The following is a 19360-nucleotide window of genomic DNA, read 5'->3' on the forward strand; positions in this document are numbered from 1 at the left end:
TTTATGGGAGAGAGTAATTTTAACAGCGTAGTTGAGTCTTTGCTTCATGGTATGAATTCAATCCTTGCTACCAAGACAGTTGTCGGAGAAGCCACCAAAATAGAAGATACAATCGTGCTACCGCTTGTAGATGTATCTTTTGGTGTTGGCGCAGGTTCCAGTGACAGCGATAAAAAGAATGGCGGAGCAGGTGGATTCGGTGCAAGGATGTCACCGAGCGCTGTTCTTGTTATAAAGAATGGTTCTACCAAACTAGTTAATATCAAGAATCAGGATGCAGTTACCAAAGTTCTTGATCTCGTGCCCGATATTATGGACCGTTTTTCAGCCAAAAAAGAAAATTTTATGGATGATGACGATGCAGTAGAGATTGCTTTTCCTGAGGAGAATAAGGAGAAGTAAGTCGTCCAGAAGGTGAGGGGCCCTTATGGAAGAAAAGAGAAACATTGAAGAAATTATCTTAAACGGTTCGGAGGATGAGCTTAATGAGCTCAGGCTTTGGCTGTTTAAGGAGAGTGTGCGACTTGAAAATCAAGAGAGTTCGCTTTCAGAACGTTATGCCAAGCTTGAAGCCGACGAGAGATCTTTTAAAGATCGTGTGGACGAGGCCGAGAGGAAGCTGGATACCGCAAGCAGAAAGCTTAATAACGACAAGGCTTTGTTTGATCAGCGACTCAAGATTCTCAACAACGGATTTGATCAGCTTAATTCTGACAAAAAGAAACTCGAAGGAGAATATGTCAGACTTGAGCGAGAGAAAGCTTATCAAAGGGAAAATAAGTATGATGCACTGGATCTTTTATTCAGAGGCGTAAACAGTGCACTTACACTTAAGAAGCGCTACAAAGATCTTATGAAAATGTTCCATCCGGATAACGTCAGCGGTGATGCTGAGATGGTTCAGCTTATTAATGCCGAGTACAGTACTCTTTGCAGGCAGTATGACGTTACGATGATAAATTAATGAGATTTCGTCTTAAGAAAATCTTAAGTTGTTTATTTTGAACATATATGATAATGTAAACGAGTCATTGTTCTTTCTTTGAGCAATGACTTGTATGTTATCGGGGCGATTCTTACGGCGTTTCAGCCGAAGTTTCATTATGTATTAAAAAAACAAAAAAATATGTTGACAGAATCGAACGTTTGTTTTAGTATAATTTATATACAGAACGAATGTTCTAAGAAGGAGATATGTATGGAAAGAGAAGATAAGCAAAAAGCACTTGATGCGGCACTCGGACAGATTGAGAAGCAGTTTGGTAAGGGAGCCGTTATGAAGCTCGGCGATTCTACAGATACCATGAATATAGAGACTATCCCTACCGGATCACTCAGCCTTGATATAGCTCTTGGCCTCGGTGGTATTCCCAAGGGAAGAATTATTGAGATATACGGACCCGAGTCAAGTGGTAAGACAACCGTTACTCTTCACATGATCGCAGAAGTTCAGAAGAGAGGCGGAATTGCAGGATTCATTGATGCGGAGCACGCACTTGATCCCGTATATGCCAAGAATATCGGTGTAGATATTGATAACCTTTATATTTCACAGCCCGACAGTGGTGAGCAGGCTCTTGAGATCACAGAGACAATGGTTCGCTCAGGCGCTATTGATATAGTAGTTGTCGATTCGGTTGCCGCACTTGTTCCCAAGGCTGAGATTGACGGCGATATGGGCGATTCTCACGTGGGTCTTCAGGCAAGACTTATGTCACAGGCTCTTCGTAAGCTTACAGCAGTTATCAGCAAGTCTAATTGTACAGTTGTATTTATCAACCAGCTTCGTGAGAAGGTTGGTATCATGTTCGGTAATCCCGAGACAACAACGGGTGGACGCGCGCTTAAGTTCTATTCATCCGTTCGTATGGATGTTCGTCGTATTGAAGCTATCAAGCAGAACGGTGAGAACATCGGTAACAGAACAAGAGTTAAGGTTGTTAAGAACAAGATCGCGCCTCCTTTCAAAGAGGCTGAGTTTGACATTATGTTCGGAAAGGGCATCTCATCAACAGGTGATATCCTTGACCTTGCAGCCAATGTTGATATCGTAAATAAGAGTGGTGCTTGGTATCAGTATGAGAACGAGAAGATTGGTCAGGGTAGAGAGAATGCCAAGCTTTATCTCGAGAACAATCCTCAGATCAAGGATGAGATCGAGGCTAAGGTAAGAGCACATTACGGACTTCAGTCAGATGTTAAGGCTTCGGCTTCTAAGTCAGACGACGCCGAGGCACCTAAGAAAACGAAGGCTTCAAAGTGATAATATCAAATATTGTAGAATTCGATAAAAAGAGAAATAAAATATTCATTGACGGTGAGTTCGCCTTTGTATTATACAAGGGCGAACTTCGTTCTTTCGGGATCAAAGAGGGAGAGCAGCTTTCGGAAGAGGCTTATCATGAGATAACCCGCAACCTGTTACCTAAGAGAGCTACAAAGAGGGCAATGGAGCTTCTTGTAAAGAAGGACTATACTGAGAAGAAACTCAAGGATAAGCTCGCGGAAGGTCTTTATTCGGAAGATATCATTGATGCAGCGATAGAATATGTTAAGTCATACAATTATCTTAATGATGAAAGATATGCTCGTGATTATGTTTCTTACAATATCGAGCTTAAAAGTAAGATGCGTATAAAGCAGGACCTTATGACAAGAGGCGTCTCCAAGGACGTTATAGATTTGGTTCTTGATGAATTTGGAGAAGATGAGTGTCGCGACGCAGAAACAGATCAGATTAAGAAGCTTCTTTCTAAAAAGCATTATGATCCCGATATGGATTATAAGGAAAAACAGAAAATTATAGCCTTTTTGTTAAGAAAAGGCTATTCAATGGAGTTGATAAAAAACGCGATAAATTGTGATGATCTCTGATGCTTGCTTTTGCAAATGTTAAGATTTGCATAAACTTTCCTTACGTGTTAGAATGTAATAAATTAACAAATGAAAGGAAAGGGTATTAACATGAAAAAGAGACTTTTAATTGCCGGTATTACCGGTGTTATGTTACTTGCAGGTTGTTCATCAAATGTTGAGGAGGATAGAAGTACACTATCTGCTTCAGACGTTGTTATTTCTGAGATATCCGATGGGGGAACGGTTAATTCTACAGAGGAGACAGATGCTTTTGACTATTCCAAGAGTTCAGGGTATAGCAGTGAGGCTATGAGTTCATCCGATGCTTCAACTGAAGCACCCGAGGTTGATATCAAGGACTACACGGATAAGCTTACTTCCGAGTATGGCGGAAATCTTGAAAATGAGCTCGCTGATGATCTTAAAACAACTGCACTCGAATATCCTCAGGATGCCGGAACGTGCTTCTATCTTTGTGACGGTGCTGTAGAGATTTTGGGATCTGACAACGGAACCGGATTTTTTATTACACAGTTAAAGGAGAAAGAGAATTTCTCTATTTTCGGAGCTTCTGTAGGAATGTCCTCTGAAGAGGCGGCAAAGGCACTTACAGATAACGGTTTAAAAGAGAATTCAGACGGGGATTCAACTTTTTATGCAATTGATTCCAATGATTTCTATGTAGAATTAAAAGAGGAAGCCGGAAAAGTTACAGAAGTTAAATATACAAAATGTCAGCCAAGCTGAAGGTAAAATTACGGAAATATAGCACTATATTCATTTTCATTGATTAAACGTTTTATCAAATAACACGAAAATACTTAAAGATTCAGTTGGCAAGGCGTTTGACCTTGACACTGTAATTTATAAAATGTAAAATTTAAGTGTTGTAAAATTGTATATTAGTTGGAGTTTTTAATACCCACTATACAAAATATTGTACAATGAAAATTGAATAAGGAGGTGCTCCTGTAATGACCTATGTTGTTATTACTGCAGTAGTGACTCTTGTTCTTTCAGCTATTTTAACCTGGATTATTGCAACCGGTTATCACAAAAAGGTTACTGAGGGGAAGATCGGTAGCGCTGAAGAAAGGGCAAGAAAAATTATTGACGAAGCACTCAAAACTGCCGAAGAAACGAAGCGTGAGAAACTTCTTGAAGTAAAGGAAGAGGCACTGAAAACACGTAATGATCTCGAAAAGGAAGTAAGGGACCGCAGAAATGAGGTTCAGCGTACTGAGAGACGTATTCAGCAGAAAGAGGAAAACGTCGAGAAAAGGTCCGAAGCGATCGAAAGGAAAGAGCAAAGCTTAAATGCCCGTGAAGAGGCTTTGAGTAAGAAGAACGAAGAGGTTACGAAGCTTAACGAACAGAGGATACAGGAACTTGAAAAAATCTCTGGCTTAACCTCCGAGCAAGCAAAAGAGTATCTTTTAAAGATTGTTGAAGATGATGTAAAGCATGAATCAGCTGTCATGATCAAGACCATGGAAGCTGAGGCTAAGGAAGAAGCAGATAAGAGAGCCAAGGAAATTGTTGTTAACGCCATTCAGCGTTGCTCAGCAGATCATGTTTCCGAGACTACTATTTCTGTTGTTCAGTTGCCCAACGATGAGATGAAGGGCAGAATCATCGGTAGAGAGGGTAGAAACATCAGAACCCTTGAGACCATGACCGGTGTAGATCTTATTATTGATGACACACCTGAAGCTGTAGTTATTTCAGGATTTGATCCTATTCGTCGTGAAGTTGCACGTATAGCTCTTGAGAAGCTTATCGTGGACGGACGTATCCATCCCGCAAGAATTGAGGAGATGGTTGAGAAGGCACAGAAAGAAGTTGCTGCCAAGATCAAAGAAGAAGGTGAAAACGCTGCCATTGAGGCGGGTGTTCATGGCCTTCATCCCGAAGTTATCAAGATTCTTGGACGTATGAAGTTCAGAACCAGCTATGGACAGAACTGCCTTAAGCATTCTGTTGAAGTAGCACAGCTCTGCGGACTTTTGGCATCAGAGCTTGGACTCGATGTTAGAGTTGCAAAGAGAGCAGGTCTTTTACATGATATCGGTAAGGCTGTCGATCATGAGCTTGAAGGCTCACATATCCAGCTTGGTGTTGATATCTGTAGGAAGTATAAAGAATCACAGGTTGTTATCAATGCTGTAGAGGCTCACCACGGCGACGTAGAGCCCCAGTCACTTATCGCTGTACTTGTACAGGCTGCTGATACTATTTCTTCAGCAAGACCCGGTGCAAGAAGAGAAACATTAGAGACTTACACATCAAGACTTAAAGAACTCGAAGACATCACCAACAGCTTCAAAGGTGTTGATCACTCATTTGCTATTCAGGCAGGTAGAGAAGTCAGAGTAATGGTTGTTCCTGAGCAGGTTTCAGATTCAGACATGGTGCTCATGGCTCGTGATATCGCTAAGAAGATCGAGGACGAGATGGAATATCCCGGACAGATCAAGGTTAATATCATAAGAGAGAGCAGAGCAACAGATTATGCTAAATAAAATGCCCGGCATTATATTTGGCCACCAAATTTGAAAATGTAGTGGAGAGGCTACTTTGCGTAACGCAAGGTAGCCTCTTTTTAGTTGTGCGAATCCGAATGCTTTCGCGGGCTACCTTTCGCATTTAACACTTGTAAACATAGGTTGTGGGCAATATAATTATAATATGTGTACAGAATAGACTGCTGAATGGCAGCTGACTATGAAAGGAATGAGACTATGCACGAATCCGGTGAAGATTATATCGAGACAATATATGTTTTGAAGAAGCGTAATGGGACTGTTCGTTCAATTGATGTTGCGAATGAGCTTAATTACTCCAGACCGAGTGTTTCAAGAGCTGTCGGAATACTCAAGGAGAACGGACTTATTACCGTAGAAAACGATGGTGAGCTTGTTCTTACGGAAGAGGGCATGAAGACTGCTAAAGCTGTCTATGAGAAGCATACCAACCTGACCAAGTTCCTTATGCTTACTGCAGGAGTTGATGCGGAAACCGCTGAGACGGATGCTTGTAGGATCGAACATATTATTAGCCCCGAGACTTTCAAGGGTATTAAGAAATATATTAAAGAACACAAAGCATAATGATATACGGGCTGCCTTATTTAGGCAGCTTTTTTATCGGAGGTCTGTATTGTTACCTGATAAATTCAAAGAGAGGATGAAACAGTTCCTCGGTGAAGATGAATATAATGCGTTTATTACGGCGTTTGAAGAGGACAGAAGATATTATGCCTTAAGAGCAAATACGCTTAAATGCGATGCCTCTTTTATTCAGAACCTGCCCTATATAACAGGAAAAGTCCCGTGGGAAGAAACGGGCTTTTATTATGCCGATGACGCGGCTCCCGGTAAGCATCCTTATCACGAGGCAGGGCTATATTACATTCAGGAGCCCAGCGCTATGGCACCAGTAGCTTACCTTGATGTTCATCCGGGGGAAAAGATACTTGATCTGTGCGCAGCTCCCGGCGGAAAAACTACGCAGATAGCATGTAAGCTTCAGGGAGAAGGCTTGCTTGTTACAAATGAGATAGGCAAGGACAGGGCCAAGATCCTTTCTCTTAATATCGAAAGGCTCGGTATTTCAAATGCGATGGTTCTTAATGAAACTCCGCAGCATTTGTCCGAGGTCTTCGAAGGCTATTTTGATAAGATCCTTATAGATGCTCCTTGCTCGGGAGAAGGAATGTTTAGAAAAAATGACAACGCGGCCGATGAGTGGAGCTACGAAAACGTCCTTGCTTGCGCGCAGAGACAGGCGCAGATTCTTGATCTTGCTTCCAAGATGCTTCTTCCCGGAGGTCGTATCGTTTATTCTACCTGTACTTTTTCAAAAGAAGAGAACGAGGATAATATCGAAGGCTTTTTAAGCAGGCACGGTGATTTTAAGGAAGTAGACAGAAGAAGGCTTTGGCCTCACAAGGATAACGGAGAGGGACATTTTTTGTGCGTCCTTCAAAGAGACGGAGAGCTTGTAAGTGACGGAAATAAATATATTCCGGGAGGAAAAAATATTCCTGTTAAAAAAGATGCTTGTAAGCCTTTTTATTCTTTTTGCGAGGAGACGCTTAAGACCGGCGTTCTTGATAATATTCTTGAATCAAAGAGCATAATACTATTCGGAAAACAGCTGTTTTTGATCCCTTCAAATATGCCCTCCATGAACGGACTCAAAGTGCTCAGACCGGGGCTTCATCTGGGAGAGATAATAAAAGACAGATTTGAACCTAATCATGCGCTGGCTCTTTTTCTTAAGCCCGGCGATGTTAAGGAAAGCTATGATATACCTTCGTATAGCGATGAAATCAAGTCTTATCTGAACGGACAGACTATCAGGGTATCAAAAGAACTGAAGAAAGGTTGGGTCCTTATTACGACGGACGGCTACAGTATCGGCTGGGGCAAGTTTGCGGGTGGTATGATAAAAAATCACTATCCCAAGGGACTTAGAATAAATTATTAGATAACTGGAATTGGAATCTAAGTATGAAAAAGTTACTGGTATTTCTTAAGGATTATAAAAAAGAGACTATATTGGGACCGCTGTTTAAGTTGCTGGAGGCTTCTTTTGAGCTTCTTGTTCCGCTTGTCATCGCCGCTATGATAGACAAAGGAATAGAAGTCGGAGACAGAACTTATGTTATCAAGATGTGTGGAATCTTGATCGCGCTTTGCGTGGTCGGCTTTGCTACGGCTATTACGGCGCAGTATTTTGCGGCAAAGGCGGCGGCCGGCTTTGCGAGAAAGGTTAAGAGAGCTCTTTTTAATAATATTCAAAGCCTTTCGTTTTCGGATATGGACAGGGTCGGAACTTCTGCGATGATCACTCGCATGACAAGTGATGTCAATCAGGTCCAGCAGGGCGTTAATCTTACCATCAGACTTCTTTTGAGGTCTCCTTTTGTTGTGTTCGGCGCCATGATCATGGCATTTACGATCGACTTTAGGCAGGCTCTTATCTTTGTAGTGACGATAATTCTTTTGTTTGTTGTAGTCGGAGTGATAATGGCATGGAGTATTCCGGGCTACGGCAAGATTCAGAGCGGTCTTGATACGCTTCTTAGACTTACGCGTGAGAATCACACGGGCGTAAGAGTGATAAGGGCTTTCGGCCTGGAAACCAAGGAAAAAGATGAATTTGGAAAAAGAAATAATGAGCTCATGAATCTGCAGCAGCATGTGGGCGGCGTGAGCGCGCTAATGAATCCTTTGACTTTTACGATCCTTAATCTTGCGATTGCTTACCTTATTTATAAAAGTGCTGCTCTTGTAAATATCGGTGAGCTTTCAAGAGGACAGGTTGTTGCGCTCTATAATTATATGTCACAGATTCTTGTTGAGCTTATCAAGCTTGCAAATCTGATTCTTACAATAACTAAGGCAATTGCATCGGGAGACAGGGTGCAGGAGCTCTTGGAATTAAAATCTTCTATGAAGGACGGAGAATCTGACGAATTTGAAAATACCGAAATTCATATTGCTTTTAATGATGCATGCATGCGCTATACCGGGGACAGTGAGGACTCTCTTGAGCATGTTGATCTTGAAGTTAAAAGAGGCGAGAAGATCGGTGTTATCGGTGGAACCGGTAGCGGTAAATCTACACTTATAAACTTGCTTCCGAGATTTTATGATGTCAGAGAAGGAAGCGTTTTCATTGACGGAAAAGACGTAAGAGAATATAAGCTTGAGGCTCTTCGTGAAAGAATAGGAATCGTTCCGCAGAAGGCGGTTCTTTTCCATGGAACGATAAGGGACAATATGCGCTGGGGCAACGCGGGTGCTTCCGATGAAGAGATATTTGAGGCACTTAAAATAGCACAGGCGCTGGAAATAGTTTTGGGAAAAGAAAACGGACTTGACCATATGGTCTCTCAGGGCGGAAAGAACTTCTCGGGCGGTCAGAAGCAGAGACTTACCATTGCACGTGCTCTTGTAAAAAAGCCTGAGATACTGATACTTGATGACAGTGCATCGGCACTGGATTTTCTTACCGATAAAAACCTAAGACATGCCATTTCCGAAATGGAGAATGCACCTACGACATTTATTGTTTCGCAGAGATCATCATCTGTGCATGATTGCGATAAGATAATTGTTCTTGATAACGGCGCTGTCGCCGGAATTGGTACGCACGACGAGCTCCTTAATTCTTGCGAGTTATATAAAGAAATCTATGATTCTCAGTTTAAGCAGGAGGGAGCGGTATGAAAAAGAAGACACTAAAAAAAGTATTAAAGCATGCCGGAAAATACCGCGGACTTATCTTTTTATCACTTACGCTCGCTGTCCTTACGGCAACACTTTCTCTCTATGTTCCGATACTTGCCGGTAATGCGGTCGACTGCATTCTAGGAAAAGATAACGTTGATTTTAAAGGGATTTCTTTTATCCTATTTAAAATGCTTATAGTGATCGGTATCACGGCTGTTTCGCAGTGGATAATGAACAAGGCCAACAATGCCATTACATTTAAGGTTGTAAGAGATGTTAGGGCAGAGGCGTTTGATAAGCTTCAGATACTGCCTTTTGAGTATCTTGATAAGGTTAAGACCGGAGATATTGTAAGCAGGATTATAGCCGATGTGGATCTTTTTGCTGACGGCCTTCTTATGGGATTTACTCAGCTGTTCACCGGAATAGTCACTATTGTCGGCACTCTTGTATTTATGTTTTACCTTAATTTCAGGATTGCGATAGTGGTGGTTGCGTTAACGCCGCTCTCACTCTTGCTTGCTAGATTTATTGCAAATAAGTCCTTTGAATTATTCAAAAGACAAAGTGAGGCTAGATCCGAACAGACAGGCTTTATCGATGAGATGATAGGAAATCTTTCCGTGGTTAAGGCATTTGCGCACGAAGATGAAAACATGGAAGCCTTCGATGAAGTTAATGACAGGCTTTTTGATGCTTCCGTCAAAGCTGTATTTGTTTCCGCCATAACAAATCCGGGAACAAGGTTCATCAACAATATTGTCTACGCTGCAGTAGCTCTTTTTGGTGCATTTGCTTGTATTACTGGGAGGATGACTGTCGGAGGACTCACGATCTTTTTAAGCTATGCAACGCAGTATACCAAGCCTTTTAATGAAATCTCGGGAGTTGTCACGGAGCTTCAAAATGCACTTGCCTGCGCCGAGAGAGTATTTGCCCTTATAGAAGAACAGCCTGAACAAGCTGATTCCAAGGATGCTCCCGAAGCGTTTCTGCCCGAAGGAAATATCGTTATCGAGGATGCGGCTTTTTCTTATGATAAGAGTAAGAGCCTTATTGAAGATCTTGACCTTAATATCAAGAAGGGGCAGAGAGTTGCAATCGTTGGGCCTACAGGTAGCGGAAAGACAACTCTTATTAATCTTCTTATGAGATTTTATGATGTTGATAAGGGTAAGATAAGCATAGACGGAATGGATATCCGTGATATCAAGAGAGCGGACCTTAGAAATAACTTCGGTATGGTGCTTCAGGAGACATGGCTTAGAAGCGGCACTATAAGAGATAACATTACCCTTGGAAGAGAGGGCTTTACTGATGATGAGATTATACAGGCTGCAAAGGCTTCTCACGCACACAGCTTTATCAAAAGGCTTCCCGAGGGTTATAACACCGTTATTTCGGAAAATGGCGGCAACCTGTCTCAGGGGCAGAAACAGCTCCTATGTATCACCAGAGTTATGCTGAATATCCCGCCTATGCTGATACTTGATGAAGCGACCTCATCGATCGATACCAATACCGAGATGAGGATCCAGAAGGCGTTTAACAAGATGATGAGCGGAAGAACAAGCTTTATCGTTGCGCACAGGCTTTCAACCATACGTGAAGCCGACGTAATACTTGTTATGAAGGACGGACATATCATCGAGCAAGGAAATCATAAGGAGCTTCTTGATAAAGAAGGCTTTTACTATGAACTATATAATAGCCAATTTGCTTAAAGAATCAAAAATTAACAAAATTAACATTTACTTCACAAACGTGTCATGGTATACTTTGAAATAAGTTGAAAAAAATTTTGTTGCAAGGGGATAATAATTATGGATAATCAGATCAATCAGCAGTTTAGCGGACAGAACAATTCAAATAACAATCCGCAATTCAATTCTCAAAATCAGTTTAATAATCAGCCCAATCCTCAGCTTAATCCACAGGTTAATCCTCAGCCGGATAATGAGATGAGTTTGGAATCACTTGAGAAGAAGTATTCACAGATGAATCCTAAAATGAATCAACAGGTGAATCTTCAGATGTATCAGCAGGGATATCAACAAGGATATCAGCAGGGATATCAGCAGCCGTACACTCAGGTTCCTCAGAAGAAGGGCTGGGATAATAAATACTTTATCTATATAGGTGGCGCAGTAGCTGCGGTTTTGATTCTTTTTACTTTGTATAACATGAAAGAATCACAGACACCTTCTACAGATCCTACAATCGGTGCATCCACTACGGAGTACGCATCGGAAGATACCTCAACTATCAATCCCGATGTATTTACGCAAGAGGAAGAAGATGTTGATGAAACTGTGACTTCGGAAGCAAAAGAAGATGCAACGGAGTCTACAGATGATGAGAGTTTAGAACAGAGAGACCCCAGTGAGTTGACTAAGACAATTCCTTATGAAATTCCCGAATATAACGGAGATACTTTTGTCAGTCATTCTTTGGGAATAACTTTTAATAAACCTTCCGATTATCGTTTCTTGTCAGAAGATGAGCTTGCTAAAGATGATGAAGCTGCCGAAGGTGATTTTTATCAAGTATTAAAAGAAGATATCGATTCCAACAAGTATAGAACGGAAATGTTCGCTGAGCCGGATTCTTCATCTAATGATGTAGGATATGTCACGGTGAGCGTGGTACGTAATCTCGGTCTTAAATTATTAAGATACTCCGGAAAGAGCGATGATGAAATAATAGACGAGTTTTGTAGAATTGAGACTGAAAAAATAGAAGAAGATGAACAAGGATATATAGATAATCTTGATAAGGTTAGCAATGTGGATATCACGATCACTAAGGGAGAATTTTGTGGCAAACCTTGTATTGTAAAGAATATTGCTATTGGATTTAACAATGGCGGTAGTGCTCATAATAAGATGATAATTATGGTAAAAGACGAGTTCTTGGGAAATATTTCGGTATTGAATTTCTCTGAAGCTGATTGCGATAAGAAAATTGCTATCTTTTCAAGCGTAGAATGATCTTGTAAATGCACACAATAGCTTTGCTAGGGGAGTTTTTATGGATAATCAATTTAATTCACAGCAGAATATGCAGAGTGGTTCATATGGGCAGTTCAATCAGAATATGCAGAGTGGTCCATATGGGCAGTTCAATCAGAATATGCAGAGTGGTCCATATGGGCAGTTCAATCAGAATATGCAGATGAACCCCAATAACGGCGGCTCCAATAATAAATGGTATATTATCGGAGGAGCTGTGCTTGCGGTACTGATTCTTTTTACATTGTGGAATTACAATTATTCAAAGGTACAGCAAAAAAATTCCGATGATCCTACTATTGGAGTATCGACAACAGAAGTTGCATCGGCACAGGACACTTCAGCTGTCGTTGAAGAGAAAACAGAAGCTGAGGAAAAAGAAGAATCTGCAACTGCTGAAAAATCCGAGGATTTAAACGAGAACTCTTCAGATACAGAAACTGATTCCGATAGCTCTACAACCTATTCAACAACATATACTATAACTATCCCGAGTTATCTTCCGGGTACAACGGTTGATGAAGGCTATATAAGTACCTCTCTGGAATTGAAATTTGACAAACCTGAAGGATTTGAGTTCGCAAGCCAAGAGGAACTTGCAAATAATGATGGCGTAGATCCAGAGAATTTCCGTTTGAATTTACATAGCGACATAATAAGCGGAAAGATCAGAACCGAGATGAATGCTTCAAATAAAGACATCGGTGCGGTTGTACAAGTACGTGTAAAATATGACCCCAGAGTCGGTGAACTTAGAGGCTACGGCATGACGGATGATGATATATTGGGTGATGTCACAGAGGCTATGTTTGAGCAGGTTCTGGATAAAGAAGAGCTGAAATCTCAGTTTGGTGCAAAAGAAATCACATATACTGTAGGTGAGGGAGAATTCTGCGGTAAAAGTTCCAGGAGTATCAACTTTGTTCTGGAATTTGATGGAGGCAGAAAAAAGTATTTAAATGAGCGTTTGATCCTACGAAATGATATGGTCGCTTATATTGTTGTTTTAGGAAACTCCGAAAAAGAGTGTGAACAATATCTGAGCTATTTTAGCGAATTTAAGATTTAAATCATGTCTGTAAAATAATCATATAAGACATCAAATATCTTCAAAAACTATAGAAAAGATAACCATAAATGCGTTAATATTGTATATGACAGTATTAACGCATTTTTACGTTATGATTTTTGGGAGATAATGTATGGAAAAGCAGAATAGGCCGGTAATTGTCATAGGACACAAGAATCCCGACACAGATTCGATATGTGCGGCAATAACTTACGCTAATCTCAAAAGCAAGATAACAGGGGATGAATATATTGCTTGCAGAGCAGGACATCTCAACGAAGAGACGCAGTTTGTTCTGTCTCATTTCGGTGTGGAGGTTCCTGTATATATAAAAGATGTGAGAACTCAGGTGCGCGATATGGAGATCAGGATGCTCGAAGGTGTCGGATCAGATCTTTCTCTCAAAAAAGCCTGGGCCAAAATGAGAGACGCCGAGGTTGTGACTCTCTGCGTTACCGATAATGACGTACTAAGCGGTATCGTTACTACAAATGATATCGTTGAAACATATATGGATGTTATAGATCCCGGAATCCTTTCGCAGGCGCATACTTCGTATAAGAATATCGTCGAGACGATAGACGGAGAGCTCCTTGTAGGGGATATTACGGATAATCTTACTAAGGGAAAAGTGGTCATAGCGGCCGCAAGCCCTGAGATCATGGAAAATCTTATAAATGAGGGCGACGTTGTAATTCTTGGAAATCGCTATGAGACTCAGCTTTGTGCTATTGAGATGAACGCGGGATGCATTATAGTCTGTGAAGGCGCTGAAGTTGCCAAGACCATTCAGACTCAGGCAAAAGAGCACGGAACCAAGATCATCACGACGCCTCATGATACCTTTATAGTTGCGAGACTTATCAATCAGAGCATTCCGATTGAACATGTCATGAAAAAAGACAGCACCGTTCATTTCCACATGGACGATTACATCGAGGATATTCAGGATGTTATGGCGCAGACCCGTCACAGATACTTCCCGATCCTTGATAAGAGTAATCACTACATCGGAATGATCAGTAGACGTAACTTCTTGGGAGCTAAAAAGAAACAGCTCATCTTAGTTGATCATAATGAAAAGAATCAGGCAGTAAACGGCGCCGATTCAGCTGAAATATTAGAGATAGTGGATCACCACAGGCTTCGTACGATCGAGACTGCAGGCCCTGTATTCTTTAGAAATCAGCCGCTTGGATCAACATGCTCGATCATCTATCTTATGTACAAGGAAAACGGTGTTGAGATAGATAAGACGACAGCGGGACTTTTACTTGCTGCGATCCTATCCGATACGCTTATGTTCAGATCTCCTACATGCACTCTTATAGATAAGAACGCAGGAGAGGAGCTTGCTAAGATAGCGGGAGTCGATTTTGAGGAGTTCGCAAAAGAGATGTTCCATGCCGGATCTAATCTAAGCGGAAAGTCCGCAAGCGAGATCCTTCATCAGGACTTCAAGAAGTTTACGGTTGATGACCTTACGATCGGAATCGGTCAGATAAATTCGATGAGCGCTGAAGAACTTGCGGAGATAAAGAACAGGCTCGAGCCCGAGCTTAAGAATGTAGCCAAGGAAGACGGCCTTGATATGCTGTTCTTTATGCTTACAAATATCATCGAGGAGTCATCTGAGATCATATTTGAAGGCGCCAAGGCTCAGCATACTTTGAACAATGCTTTCGGAATAAATGTAACGGGAGATACGGCGAAATTACCCGGAGTTGTTTCACGTAAGAAACAGCTTCTTCCCGCAATTGTAGAGACAATTCAGCAGTAATATGAGAGGCAACCTATGGATGAACTTAGAAAGTTATTACTTCATGAAATAATCGGAATATACGGCCCGACAGTCGGCCAGGGAATCGGCTCTGTGATCATTCCTGCATTTATCGGCGATTTTAAGAAGATGCTCGAAGATTCCAAAGACAACAAGACTGTCTCCGAAGAATACATGACGGAAGATAAAAAAGTCCACCTTATCATCAAGGGCAAAAAAGCTCTCGGAGCAAGCGGGATGGACTATCTTGTCACCGGCTGTGTACTAAATGACAAAGATATATTTGCATATAGCGCCGACGTGGGCATTGTGCAGATATAATAGAGATGAAAAATCAATACTAGGAGGTGGATTTTTTATGAAAGGATATCTGGTAGCAGCAAAAATTATGAGTGGATTTGTTGTAGCAAGCCTCATAGGTTCTCCTATAATCGCTTATGCGGGTACAGCAGGTTATGTAGGTGATGATTCCAATGTATTTAGCGATGATAAACCAAGCGGTACAGGTTTTACCTGGAGTTCGGACGACAGCAAACTTACTTTGACAGATGACGTAAATGGTGATGTCGTGGCTGATAATGATATTACTATTACAACAAATGATGATCCTGTTACTATTTCCGGAAAAATCGAAGTAAGTACATTTGATACTTCAACTAATGCCGATTTAACAATTGATACTGCTAACATTACTACAGGCGGTTCTATTTCTGCTGATGGAGATGTGAAAATAACAGATTCAAGTGTATCAGCTGATGGCATAATCGGTGGTATAGACGGTAAAGGAACAGATGGAAATGTTATTATCACTGATTCAAATGTAATAAGTACCGATAGTATTGCAGCCGGTAACGCTGAACAGATATCTTCTCATGCACAGGGGGAATACGGAAATCATAATATTGTTATCAACAATTCAAATGTCTCAGTTGATGCTAATGGCTCTTCTCAAGAAAATTGGTATCCCATACTTGCTGTTGGTGGAACAGTTACCATTAATGGAAGCTATATTTCATCACCCACTGATGGTGTAATTCTGAATCAAGGTTACTATGGAACAGATATTCACATGGGCGAAGTCGGAAGAATTGTAACTGAAACGCCACCCGGAGGCTATTCATATTCAGGTGCAGTTACAATTACTGTCAGTACAAAGCCTTATTCAGCCTCAACGTCTTCTAATACAAACAGCGGAAGTAGCGCAGTAGCAGATAATAATGATTCGTCAAGTGGAAGTAGCGCAGTAGCAGATAATAATGATTCGTCAAGTGGAAGTAGTGCATCATCAGATGACAATAATTCGCAGGAAGCATATGTAACAACCACGACAGATTATGCTAATGTTTACACATCTGATACATCAAACGCTTATTTTGCAGCTGTATCTAATAATTCAGGTTCATCTAGTGTGTTAGTAAAAGATTCAAATGGAAAGTTAATGAAGGTTGCTGTTGATCTGAGTTCCGCAAGTGTTCCTAAGGGCTATTCATCCAAGATAACAGCAACAATTGTTCCTGCTCTTGACAGAAACGGAAAATCAATCAACGGACTTGATAAAATAGCACAGGCTCTTAATACAGCAATAACTGAGTCCGGGAAAACTCCGATTGAAGGTTCTCTCTTTATCAGAGCTTATGCAGCGGGAGTAAGCCTTACAAAACTGGAAACACCTGCTATATACACATTTACTCTCGATAAGTCTTATGAAGGAAAGACCATAACAGTATATGTAAGAACTGTTACAGGGGAGGTTCATTCATATGATGCAGTAGTAACAAAGGGTAAAGTTCAGATAGCCACAGAATATTTAGGAACAGTTGCTTTTGCAATGTAATAGATAAAAAAAGAAAGCCTCTACCAAGTAAATGGTAGAGGTTTTTTACTGCCGGCAGTGGGACTTGAACCCACACGTGGTTACCCACAACAGATTTTGAGTCTGCATCGTCTGCCATTCCGACATGCCGGCTTTTACAAATATAATAAAATGATGCGAATGCATCGGCGATGCCGATTGCAGCACGCCTACATAATATATCACACGGGGAGCCTATTATCAAGGCTTATTTAATATTTCAATTGCACCTTTCTTTATAAAGATAATATGCAAGCACATGCAGAGCCTGTTTGAAATCACCGCCGTTTATCCTGCTCACGAGCTCTTTTTCGTCAAGAAGCAGAACATCGAGGAACTCGGAGTCGTCAAGCTCCTGAGAAGCGACATGCTTGCAGTTTACTGCAGCGTAAATATGTACATTGCTGTTGGATATTGTGGCATTGGATGGAAGAGTCAGAAGATGAGTCCATTCATCCGATGTATATCCGGTCTCTTCAATGAGCTCTCTTTTGGCTGCTGCGAAAGCATCGTCTTCGGTCGCGATTATGTTTCCTTTGGTAATATATGGAACATCACTCTTTTCCTTGTATTCGATTCCTCCAGCAGGGAACTCGGTGCAGATTTCATCAATGCCGTGTCTGTACTGGCGCACGCAGATGAACTTGCCGTTTTCGTCGGTGGCGACGATGAGAGAGAAGCTGTGCTTTGAAAAATTGTAAACAGGGCCTATCTCTTCGTTATTTGGAAGTTCATAGATATTTTTCCTGAAATCGATCCATTCGTCTTGGATCACATGCTGTTCATCTTTTAATTTCCATCTGAGACTATCATCTTTTGCTGACATTTTTTATCCTTTTTATGCGTTTATGCAGCTGTCACACCGCAAAACTGTCATATCTTGCTAGATTTATTGCGAATATCATCATTTTATCACAAAAAATAAAAAATGCTGATATAATGATTCTATATCTCTTAATTTAGGTGGAAAAAGAAATGAAACTGATTTCAGTAGACAACCTTGAACCGGGCCTTGTGGTTTCCGAGAATATCTATACAATCGATGACAGACTTGTACTTCCGAAAGGAACGGTGCTTGATGAGAATGACATTCATAGGATCAAGTCACATTCTCTGTACAATATTTTCGTAGAAGATGAGAAACAGCCGGTTCCCGACAAGAGCGAAGAGCAGGTACAGAAACAGCCTGACTATTCATATGCCGAGAAGATCCGCAATTCCGAGGCTTTCATTAAGTTCAAGCAGGATATTGAGAATAATGCGCATCAGCTTGAAGAGTCATTTAAGCTTATTGCCAATGAGAAAATGTCTCTTGATATAGAGAAGCTGACAGAACCCGTTTATCATCTCTTTGTTGAGGCGGGCGGAACTGCAGGTGTTTTCGATATGCTTCATAACCTCAGAGACAACAGCGATGCTGTATATATGCACAGCCTTAATGTATCTCTTATATGCAATACCATCGCAACATGGATGAGACTCCCTAAGGAAAAGGTGCAGCTTGCTACCGCCGGAGGTCTTTTGCATGACATCGGTAAGGTTCTTATGCCACCCGATCTACTCAACAAGAGAGATGCGTATACCGAATACGAAGAGAGATTCATGAAAGACCATGTGGTTAAGGGATATGAGCTCGTCAAGGATAAGGATATCGATCCCAGGATCAAGAATTGTATCCTTATGCATCACGAGTACAGAGACGGCTCAGGCTATCCGTTCCACTTAAAGGGAGAGCAGATTGATGAGATAGCATCGATCGTTACTGTTGCAAATATCTACGAGGCAATGACCTCCAAGAGAGTTTACAGAGCACCGATCTGTCCTTTCACGGTTATTTCGAGATTTGAGGAAGAGGGTATCAATAAGTTTGATCCAAATGTCATCATGACCTTCCTTAGCAATATAGTTAATACATTTATCGCAAACAGGGTAATGCTCAGCACCGGCCAGACCGGCGAGATAGTATTCGTTAATCCCGACCACCTTTCACGCCCTGTAATAAGATGCGGCGAGAACTTCGTTGATCTTTCTTCAAGAAGAGAAGTTTCGATCGTTGCAGTTATCTGATATTTGCGTATTTATCGGTATTTACAGTATCTGCTATTATTGTAAATAACCGCCTTTTGTAGTATTCTAGATGTTGTAGAGACAGATTGTCGCAGCACGTTCTGCCATACAATATGTTGAATGGTTAGTATTTTTGACGTGCGGAGCACTATATGACTTGTAAAGATGCTGAAAAGTTAATTCCATTATTTCTGGATGACGATCTCGACAACCGCGATCTTTCCGATTTTCTTTATCATATGGATAACTGCGCGGAATGTAAGGAAGAGCTCACCATTCAGTTTCTTGTCAAAGTCGGCATGAAGAGACTTGAGGATGGTAACACATTCAACCTTAAGAGAGAGCTCGAAGGGCTTTTATCCGACGCCGGAAGAAGACTTAAGGTCAGGCAATCTCTGGTTCTTTTAAGCTACGTCCTCGAGGGCTGCGTTGTAGTCCTTGCCGCTACGGCATTTGTTCTTAATCTGTTTCTATAATCCTATA

18 protein-coding genes and 1 tRNA gene are annotated in these 19360 nt (G+C 41.2%); 17 read left to right on the forward strand and 2 right to left on the reverse strand.

The genetic code is table 11. The features are described from left to right. Nucleotides 1-3: 3 nt before the first annotated feature. From D6853_RS03125 to D6853_RS03195, 15 genes are all read left to right on the forward strand, one after another. Nucleotides 4-402: a GerW family sporulation protein gene (locus D6853_RS03125; RefSeq protein ID WP_120656345.1), complete on the forward strand. Its 399-nt coding sequence runs from the start codon at nucleotides 4-6 to the stop codon at nucleotides 400-402. Between the two features lie 25 nt (nucleotides 403-427). Beyond that, the gene (locus D6853_RS03130; protein WP_120656346.1) at nucleotides 428-964 is read left to right on the forward strand and encodes a hypothetical protein; all 537 of its coding nucleotides are present in this window, start codon (nucleotides 428-430) and stop codon (nucleotides 962-964) included. A 234-nt stretch (nucleotides 965-1198) separates the two neighbouring features. Continuing rightward, a complete protein-coding gene (recA, locus tag D6853_RS03135; protein WP_120656347.1) occupies nucleotides 1199-2263 on the forward strand; it encodes a recombinase RecA in 1065 nt (354 codons plus the stop codon). Further along, nucleotides 2260-2874, forward strand: a complete 615-nt coding sequence (locus D6853_RS03140; protein ID WP_120656348.1) for a regulatory protein RecX — start codon at nucleotides 2260-2262, stop codon at nucleotides 2872-2874. The genes recA and D6853_RS03140 overlap by 4 nt, the downstream gene beginning before the upstream one ends. 90 nt (nucleotides 2875-2964) lie before the next feature. Further along, complete coding sequence (locus D6853_RS03145) at nucleotides 2965-3603, forward strand: hypothetical protein (protein ID WP_120656349.1); 639 nt, start codon at nucleotides 2965-2967, stop codon at nucleotides 3601-3603. A 227-nt stretch (nucleotides 3604-3830) separates the two neighbouring features. Next, nucleotides 3831-5378 carry a ribonuclease Y gene (gene rny, locus D6853_RS03150; protein ID WP_120656350.1) on the forward strand — a complete coding sequence of 516 codons (1548 nt, stop codon included), beginning with the start codon at nucleotides 3831-3833 and terminating at the stop codon, nucleotides 5376-5378. A 189-nt stretch (nucleotides 5379-5567) separates the two neighbouring features. Continuing rightward, nucleotides 5568-5966 carry a metal-dependent transcriptional regulator gene (locus D6853_RS03155; protein ID WP_330541269.1) on the forward strand — a complete coding sequence of 133 codons (399 nt, stop codon included), beginning with the start codon at nucleotides 5568-5570 and terminating at the stop codon, nucleotides 5964-5966. 49 nt (nucleotides 5967-6015) lie between these two features. Beyond that, the gene (locus D6853_RS03160) at nucleotides 6016-7347 is read left to right on the forward strand and encodes an RsmF rRNA methyltransferase first C-terminal domain-containing protein (protein ID WP_243108281.1); all 1332 of its coding nucleotides are present in this window, start codon (nucleotides 6016-6018) and stop codon (nucleotides 7345-7347) included. A gap of 23 nt (nucleotides 7348-7370) precedes the next feature. Continuing rightward, nucleotides 7371-9095 (forward strand): ABC transporter ATP-binding protein, encoded by a 1725-nt coding sequence (locus D6853_RS03165; protein WP_120656352.1) that lies wholly within the window; start codon nucleotides 7371-7373, stop codon nucleotides 9093-9095. Further along, nucleotides 9092-10822 (forward strand): ABC transporter ATP-binding protein, encoded by a 1731-nt coding sequence (locus D6853_RS03170; protein ID WP_120656353.1) that lies wholly within the window; start codon nucleotides 9092-9094, stop codon nucleotides 10820-10822. The genes D6853_RS03165 and D6853_RS03170 overlap by 4 nt, the downstream gene beginning before the upstream one ends. Nucleotides 10823-10921: 99 nt before the next feature. After that, entirely contained in the window at nucleotides 10922-12088 is a 1167-nt protein-coding gene (locus tag D6853_RS03175; protein WP_120656354.1) for a hypothetical protein, read from the forward strand. Between the two features lie 40 nt (nucleotides 12089-12128). Beyond that, nucleotides 12129-13178, forward strand: coding sequence for a hypothetical protein (locus D6853_RS03180; RefSeq protein WP_120656355.1), 1050 nt, complete (start codon nucleotides 12129-12131; stop codon nucleotides 13176-13178). A gap of 133 nt (nucleotides 13179-13311) precedes the next feature. Then, nucleotides 13312-14958 (forward strand): putative manganese-dependent inorganic diphosphatase, encoded by a 1647-nt coding sequence (locus D6853_RS03185; protein WP_120656356.1) that lies wholly within the window; start codon nucleotides 13312-13314, stop codon nucleotides 14956-14958. Nucleotides 14959-14973: 15 nt separating this feature from the next. Continuing rightward, a complete protein-coding gene (locus tag D6853_RS03190; protein WP_120656357.1) occupies nucleotides 14974-15279 on the forward strand; it encodes a hypothetical protein in 306 nt (101 codons plus the stop codon). A 37-nt stretch (nucleotides 15280-15316) separates the two neighbouring features. After that, nucleotides 15317-16792, forward strand: a complete 1476-nt coding sequence (locus D6853_RS03195; protein WP_120656358.1) for a hypothetical protein — start codon at nucleotides 15317-15319, stop codon at nucleotides 16790-16792. A gap of 49 nt (nucleotides 16793-16841) precedes the next feature. Here D6853_RS03195 and D6853_RS03200 read toward each other — a convergent pair. Both D6853_RS03200 and D6853_RS03205 read right to left on the reverse strand, forming a co-directional pair. Next, nucleotides 16842-16924 (reverse strand) — tRNA-Leu (locus D6853_RS03200). A gap of 106 nt (nucleotides 16925-17030) precedes the next feature. Then, on the reverse strand, nucleotides 17031-17636 hold the full coding sequence (locus tag D6853_RS03205; RefSeq protein WP_120656359.1) for an NUDIX hydrolase: 606 nt from the start codon (nucleotides 17634-17636) through the stop codon (nucleotides 17031-17033). A 149-nt stretch (nucleotides 17637-17785) separates the two neighbouring features. Between D6853_RS03205 and D6853_RS03210 the strand changes: the two genes are divergently transcribed. After that, complete coding sequence (locus tag D6853_RS03210; protein WP_120656360.1) at nucleotides 17786-18877, forward strand: HD-GYP domain-containing protein; 1092 nt, start codon at nucleotides 17786-17788, stop codon at nucleotides 18875-18877. A 152-nt stretch (nucleotides 18878-19029) separates the two neighbouring features. Then, nucleotides 19030-19353 carry a zf-HC2 domain-containing protein gene (locus tag D6853_RS03215; protein WP_120656361.1) on the forward strand — a complete coding sequence of 108 codons (324 nt, stop codon included), beginning with the start codon at nucleotides 19030-19032 and terminating at the stop codon, nucleotides 19351-19353. Nucleotides 19354-19360 lie beyond the last annotated feature (7 nt).

The sequence above is a fragment of the Butyrivibrio sp. X503 genome (assembly GCF_003625475.1).
Classification (GTDB): domain Bacteria; phylum Bacillota; class Clostridia; order Lachnospirales; family Lachnospiraceae; genus Butyrivibrio.